We start from the raw sequence: 6,414 nt of genomic DNA, 5'->3' as shown, positions 1-6,414 counted from the left end.
AACGTATTGCGGTCGCTATAATGAGCGCTTCTGTTGTTTCGACGCCCGCCCAGGTGGCGAAATTGGTAGACGCACTAGGTTCAGGTCCTAGCGGTGGCAACACTGTGGAGGTTCGAGTCCTCTCCTGGGCACCAGATCAAACGGGAAACCCGCAGCGCTTTCGAGCCTTGCGGGTTTTTTGTTTTCCGGCGTCTGATCTGACAACTTGCTGCTCCCGATTCGATATTTTCGATTTGCGCGACCGCGCGACCGCGCGACCAATCAATATAAACACAGCGGCGGTTCGCGGCGTATGCCTCGCCGCCCTCAGGCGGCCCTGTCACAGGGCCCGGCGTTCACACGAACCACCAGGGCGCGGCCCGGGCGAAAACCACCGCCAACCGACCGCCAACCGACCGCCTTTCGCGCCGACTGCTGCGCTGCGGGTGAGTGTATCAGTTTCAGTGCCGATACCGGCATTCTTCCGCCACGCGCGCGTCCAAATGTCGTGTTTCCCGAAGATTTCCCGCGATTTTCGCCATGAACCGCACTGTTTATGCCCAAGCGCATCTCCAGCCGTGCATCCGCTATTCGGCCTGGACACCCTCCTTGCCGCGACGCCGTCCGCCTGCCAGATAATCGGCAGCTTGACAGTCGGCGGTATCTGTAACTATCATGGTTTCACATTGCATCACTAACCATGACCACCAGTAGCCGCTTCGCCGTTGCCGTTCATATCCTCACCTTGCTGGCCAGCGCCGACGAGCCCTTGCCGTCGTCCCTGATCGCGGGCAGCGTGGGCACCAACCCGGCGCTGATCCGCCGGCTGGTGGGCCAGCTGGCCGAGGCCGGACTGGTGAGCACCGCGATGGGCAGCACCGGCGGCGCCTCGCTGGCGCGCGCGGCGGCGTCGATCACCTTGCTCGACGTGTTCCGCGCGGTGGAATCGACCGCGCTGATCACGCTGCACCACAGCGCGCCCAACCCGGCGTGCATGGTGGGCCGGGAAATCACGGGTGCGCTGAAGCAGGCCGCCGACCACGCGCAGGCGGCAATGGACAGCGCGCTGGCACAGACCACCATCGCCGGCATGCTGGCGGAGGTGGAGCGTGCCGCCGCGGAGCGCCGCAAGCGCTGATTTTTTTGACCTGATGTGTAACCAAATCAGTTTCACATCAGCCCCATGCTCGCGCCAGCCGCGGGCATGCCCTGCCGCGATCGCCGCACTGGCGATGCAGCCGGGCTAAAGTAACCAGGCTATACAGCCAAGCAAGGAGTTAAAGATGAAAATCGCAATCATCGGCGCCACCGGTCGCGTCGGCACCCGCCTGATCGATGAGGCCCTGCGCCGCGGCCACGCAGTGACCGCCGTCGCACGCCAGGCCGGGAAGCTCCCGGCGCAACCGAACCTCACCGCCCGCAACGCCGACGTGGCGGACACCGGGGCGCTGGCCGCGGCGATCGCCGGCAGCGACGTGGTCATCAGCACGGTGCGCTTCCTGCAGGCAAGCGCCGCGCAGATCGTCGGTGCGGTAAAGGCGGCGGGCGTGCCGCGCCTGCTGGTGGTGGGCGGCGCCGGCAGCCTGTTGGTGGCGCCCGGCGTGCAACTGGTGGATACCCCCCAGTTCCCCGAGGCATACAAGGCGGAAGCCCTGGCCGGACGCGACTTCCTCGCGGCCCTGCGCACCGAGAGCGCGCTCGACTGGACCTTCCTCTCCCCGGCGGCGCTGTTCGAGCCGGGCACCCGCACCGGCAGCTGGCGCACGGGCGAGGAAACGCTGATGTCCGATGCCTCGGGCAAGAGCTGGATCTCGATGGAAGACTACGCCACCGCCATGATCGACGAGGTGGAAAAGCCCGCACACTCTCGCCAGCGCTACACGGTGGCGTACTGACCGGGCCCGCGCCCGGCGTCCTGCCTGCTCAGCCCGCGCTGCCGTCGGTGGCGTGCTTGCCGCGCTTGAGCCAGGCCGCGAGGTTGTGCGGGCGCAGGGTGTCGTACTCTTCGAACGGCTGGTGGATCCAGGGATTGGTCGGCAGGAAGGTCACGTGGTAGTCCGGCTTGACCTTGGAGCAGGCCTTGTACCAGAGCACCGAGGAGCGGACTTCCGTCACGGCGGGATAGCGCTCCTTCAGGTGGCGGCCCACGCGCTCCAGCGTCACGCCGGAATCCACCAGGTCGTCCACCAGCAGGATCTTGCCCGACAGCTCGCCGCGGGTCATGGTGATGTACTGAGCGATATCCAGGTCGCCCTGCTGCGTGCCGGCCGCTTCGCGATAGCTGCTGGTGGCGAGGATGGCCAGGGGCACGTCGAAAATGCGCGACATCTGGTCGCCGACGCGCAAGCCGCCACGCGCCAGGCACAGGATCTTGTCGAACTTCCAGCCCGACTCATGGACGTTCAGTGCGAGGCGTGCGATCAGGCTGTGGTATTCGTCCCACGAGATCCACAGGTTCTCGTCGTCGTTCGATGGCAGGGTCATGATTTTCCAGCTCTTCGGCTTGAGGTCTGTCGACCGATAATGTTTCGGCCCGCTTGCGCGGGCCGATTTGCTATTGTGCTCTCGACGCCTTGCCGGCGTCATGCCACGGGCGCCCTTGCGGGCGCGCCAGGCGTCAGGCCACGTAGGGGTGGCGCAGGAGGATGGTCTCGTCGCGGTCCGGGCCGGTCGAGATCATGTCGATCGGGATGCCGACCACTTCTTCGATGCGCTTGAGGTAGGTGCGCGCCTGTTCCGGCAGTGCATCCCAGGCCTTCACGCCGAAGGTGGACTCGTTCCAGCCCGGGAACTCCTCGTACACCGGCACGCAGCGCGCCACCGCATCCGAGCCGCGCGGCAGGATGTCGACGGTCTTGCCGTCCAGCTCGTAACCCACGCACAGCTTCAGGGTTTCCAGGCCATCCAGCACGTCGAGCTTGGTCATGCACAGGCCCGACACGCCGTTGATCTGCACCGAGCGCTTGAGCGCGGCGGCATCGAGCCAGCCGGTGCGGCGCGGACGGCCGGTGACCGAGCCGAATTCCTTGCCGACGTTGGCCAGGCGCACGCCCACCGGATCCTGGCGGGCGGGGTTGTCGTTGTCGTACAGCTCGCTGGGGAACGGGCCCGAACCCACGCGGGTGCAGTACGCCTTGGTGATGCCCAGGATGTAGTTCAGGCGGCCCGGGCCGACCCCGGCGCCCGCCGCGGCCGCACCGGCCACGCAGTTGCTGGAAGTGACGAACGGATAGGTGCCGTGGTCGACATCGAGCAGCGTGCCTTGCGCGCCTTCGAACATCAGGTTGTCGCCGGCGGCGTTGACCGCGTACAGCTCGGCGGACACGTCGGCCACCATCGGCGCCAGGCGCGGCGCGTAGGCCAGCATTTCGTCCAGGGTCTGCTGGAAGTCCACCGCTTCGGCGCCCAGGTACTGGGTCAGCATGAAGTTGTGCAGGTCCAGGTTTTCGCGCAGGCGCTCGGCGAACAGCTTGGGATCGAACAGGTCCTGCACGCGCAGCGCGCGGCGGGCTACCTTGTCTTCGTAGGCCGGGCCGATGCCGCGGCCGGTGGTGCCGATCTTGCCGGCGCCGCGGCGCGCTTCGCGCGCCTTGTCGATGGCAACGTGGTACGGCAGGATCAGCGTGGTTGCTTCGGAGATGCGCAGGCGGTTCTGCACCTGCAGGCCGGCGCTTTCCAGTTCTTCGATCTCGCGGAACAGCGCCTCGGGCGACAGCACCACGCCATTGCCGATGTAGCAGACCGTGCCTGCGCGCATGATGCCCGACGGGATCAGTCGCAGGATGGTCTTCTTGCCGCCGATGATGAGGGTGTGGCCCGCATTGTGGCCACCCTGGAACCGCACCACGCCCTTTGCATGATCGGTAAGCCAATCGACGATTTTCCCTTTGCCTTCGTCACCCCACTGGGTGCCGATCACGACGACATTGCGTCCCTGGCTTACTGCAGAAGCGGACATGTTGATTTGGTCAGAAGGTTAAAAACGTATTTTACTCTCGTTGCCGGACAACTCCCCGATTTTGGGGAGATCGGCCTGCAACGCGAAGGAAATGAAACGAGCCGGCGCGGCGCTCAGGCGCCCGCGCGGCGCGGCACCACCGTCCAGCCGCCGGCGTCGCGCACGAGCTGGCGGTCGCAATTGAACTCGTCGAGCTGGTGCGTATGGCCCGGCAGCGACTGGATCACGATCTCGCCCTCGGCGCGCAGCGCGGCGATCTTCGCGCGCAGCTCGGGATCCGCATCCCACGGCGCGAAAATGGCGAATGCCCGCACTTCCAGCGGTGACAGCGCGGCAACTTCGCGCAAATCCAGCGAGAAGCCGGTTGCGGGCCGGRCGCGGCCAAAGGCTTCCCCGACCTTGTCGTAACGGCCACCGCGGGCCACGTAGTTGGGCAGGCCGGCCACGTAGGCGGTGAACATCACGCCGCTGTGGTAGTGGTAGCCGCGCAGGTCGGACAGGTCGATATTGACGCTGGCTCCGTTCACCTCGGCGGCCAGCGCGGCCAGTTCATCCAGCGCGCGCCCGATGGCCGGGCTGGCCGGCAGCGTGGCGCGGGCGCGCTCCAGCACCTCCACCCCGCCATACAGCGTTGGCAGGGCCAGCAGCGCATCGCGCTCGGCTTGCGGCATGCCTTCGGTCAGCTCGCGCAGCGCCGAAACATCCTTGGTCTCGAGCGCGGCGAACAGCGCGTCCTCGATCTTGCGGCTCGACGGCAGGCCGTCGAGCAAGGCTTCCAGGATGCCGGCGTGGCACAGGTCGAGCCGGACATCGGTCAGCCCGGCCACCTGGAGCGCGGCCAGCATCAGGGCCTGGATTTCGACGTCGGCTTCGAGGCCGGCATGGCCGTAGATCTCCGCGCCGACCTGGATCGGCTCGCGCGTCGCGCGAAAACCCGCCGGGCGGGCATGCAGCACATTGCCGGCATAGCACAGGCGGGTCACGCCGGAGCGGTTGAGCAAATGGGCGTCGATCCGGGCCACCTGGGGCGTGATATCGGCGCGCAGGCCCATGGTGCGGCCGGACAGCTGATCCACCAGCTTGAGCGTGCGCAGGTCGAGGTCGTGCCCGGTGCCGGTCAGCAGCGACTCCAGGTACTCCAGCATCGGCGGCATGACGAGCTCGTAGCCGTAGGTGCGGAACAGGTCCAGCATGCGGCGGCGCAGTTCCTCGATCTTGCGGGCCTCCGACGGCAGCACGTCGGCAATGTTTTCAGGCAGAAGCCAGTGGTTGGACATGGTAAATCTCTTCACGTCATGCAGTTGCCGGGCGCCCTTGGTGCACCCGTTGAATTTCGTTCGCGCATTCGTTCGCGCATTCGTTTGCGCATGCGATTGCGCATTCGTTCGCGCAGTCTTCCTCGCCAGCGGCAAGCCGGCTGCCAGTCACCCGGCAGCGCCGCCGTGAGACGGCCGCGACGCCCGCCGCGGCGCGCATCGCCGCCCCTCCAGCCGGACAAAACCCCGGCAAGCCGGGGTTTTGTCCTGGCGCCCGGCGGCCGTGGCCGCCCAGCGTGGCCCTGCTAGCGACGTCCTGCCGCCGGCGCCGCGGCCGGCGCCGGGGCGCCTCCCGCCGAGCGCATATAGCGGAAGAAGTCGGAATTGGGCTCCAGCACCAACACGTCGCGCTTGTCGCGGAAGGTATTCCGGTAAGCCTCCATGCTGCGCCAGAACTGCGCGAACTGCGGATCGCGGCCGAATGCATCGGCGTAGATCTGCGAAGCCTGGGCATCGCCCTCGCCCTTGATCTTCTGCGCGTCGCGGTAGGCCTCGGCCAGCACGACTTCGCGCTGGCGGTCGGCGTCGGCGCGGATCTTCTCGCCTTCGGCCGCGCCGGTGGAACGCAGTTCGTTGGCCACGCGCTTGCGCTCGGCCTCCATGCGGCGGTACACCGATTCGCTGATCGCGGGCAGCAGGTCCACGCGCTTGAGGCGCACGTCGATGATCTCGACGCCGACCGACTGGGCGTAGTCGGCCATGGCCGAGCGGATGTTCTGCATGACCTTGTCGCGCTCGCCGGCGACCACGTCGGCCACGGTGCGCTTGCCGAATTCCTCGCGGGCGACCGAATCGATACGCTGGGTCATGCGATCCTGGGCGCCGCGGATATTGCCGTTGAAGGCAACATAGAACTTGCGCGGATCGACGATGCGCCATTTGACGAACCAGTCCACCACCATGCTCTTCTTCTCGGCGGTCAGGAAACGCTCGGACGCGGTCGCGTCGATGGTCAGCAGGCGGCGGTCCATGAAGATCACGTTCTGCAGCGGCGGCGGCAACTTGAAGTGCAGGCCGGGCTCGCGCACCACCTGCTTGATCTCGCCAAAGGCGAAGACCACGGCGTACTGGCGCTGGTCCACCACGAACACCATCGAGGAGCCGATCGCCAGCAGGATGAAGAGGCCAATGACAATGGAAATCAGTCGGTTCATGTCAGGG

At 66.7% G+C, this 6,414-nt stretch carries 6 protein-coding genes and 1 tRNA gene; 3 read left to right on the top strand and 4 right to left on the bottom strand.

The features are described 5' to 3' along the window. Window positions 1–47 precede the first annotated feature (47 nt). The 3 genes from AC1DK4_RS36350 to AC1DK4_RS36340 all read left to right on the top strand — a co-directional run bounded on the left by AC1DK4_RS36350 (window position 48) and on the right by AC1DK4_RS36340 (window position 1,874). Window positions 48–134, top strand: a tRNA-Leu gene (locus AC1DK4_RS36350). A 545-nt stretch (window positions 135–679) separates the two neighbouring features. After that, window positions 680–1,117, top strand: coding sequence for an Rrf2 family transcriptional regulator (locus AC1DK4_RS36345; RefSeq protein ID WP_441623149.1), 438 nt, complete (start codon window positions 680–682; stop codon window positions 1,115–1,117). Between the two features lie 145 nt (window positions 1,118–1,262). Further along, window positions 1,263–1,874 (top strand): NAD(P)-dependent oxidoreductase, encoded by a 612-nt coding sequence (locus tag AC1DK4_RS36340; protein WP_441623147.1) that lies wholly within the window; start codon window positions 1,263–1,265, stop codon window positions 1,872–1,874. A gap of 28 nt (window positions 1,875–1,902) precedes the next feature. Here the strand turns inward: AC1DK4_RS36340 and AC1DK4_RS36335 are convergent, their stop codons facing one another. From AC1DK4_RS36335 to hflC, 4 genes are all read right to left on the bottom strand, one after another. After that, window positions 1,903–2,463 carry a phosphoribosyltransferase gene (locus tag AC1DK4_RS36335; protein ID WP_441623145.1) on the bottom strand — a complete coding sequence of 187 codons (561 nt, stop codon included), beginning with the start codon at window positions 2,461–2,463 and terminating at the stop codon, window positions 1,903–1,905. A 133-nt stretch (window positions 2,464–2,596) separates the two neighbouring features. After that, on the bottom strand, window positions 2,597–3,937 hold the full coding sequence (locus AC1DK4_RS36330; protein ID WP_441623144.1) for an adenylosuccinate synthase: 1,341 nt from the start codon (window positions 3,935–3,937) through the stop codon (window positions 2,597–2,599). Between the two features lie 113 nt (window positions 3,938–4,050). Beyond that, entirely contained in the window at window positions 4,051–5,214 is a 1,164-nt protein-coding gene (locus AC1DK4_RS36325; RefSeq protein ID WP_477132124.1) for an ATP phosphoribosyltransferase regulatory subunit, read from the bottom strand. 284 nt (window positions 5,215–5,498) lie between these two features. Next, entirely contained in the window at window positions 5,499–6,407 is a 909-nt protein-coding gene (gene hflC / locus AC1DK4_RS36320) for a protease modulator HflC (RefSeq protein WP_441643568.1), read from the bottom strand. Between the last annotated feature and the right edge of the window lie 7 nt (window positions 6,408–6,414).

It is taken from the genome of Cupriavidus sp. 05N38 (assembly GCF_056397345.1).
This window is presented reverse-complemented; position numbering and strand designations above follow the sequence as displayed.

Excerpts from the sequence above, each read along its gene's own strand:
- AC1DK4_RS36335 (WP_441623145.1), bottom strand. The coding sequence starts at position 2,463 with ATGACCCTGCCATCGAACGACGACGAGAACCTGTGGATCTCGTGGGAC.
- AC1DK4_RS36340 (WP_441623147.1), top strand. The coding sequence starts at position 1,263 with ATGAAAATCGCAATCATCGGCGCCACCGGTCGCGTCGGCACCCGCCTG.
- AC1DK4_RS36330 (WP_441623144.1), bottom strand. The coding sequence starts at position 3,937 with ATGTCCGCTTCTGCAGTAAGCCAGGGACGCAATGTCGTCGTGATCGGC.
- hflC (WP_441643568.1), bottom strand. The coding sequence starts at position 6,407 with ATGAACCGACTGATTTCCATTGTCATTGGCCTCTTCATCCTGCTGGCG.
- AC1DK4_RS36345 (WP_441623149.1), top strand. The coding sequence starts at position 680 with ATGACCACCAGTAGCCGCTTCGCCGTTGCCGTTCATATCCTCACCTTG.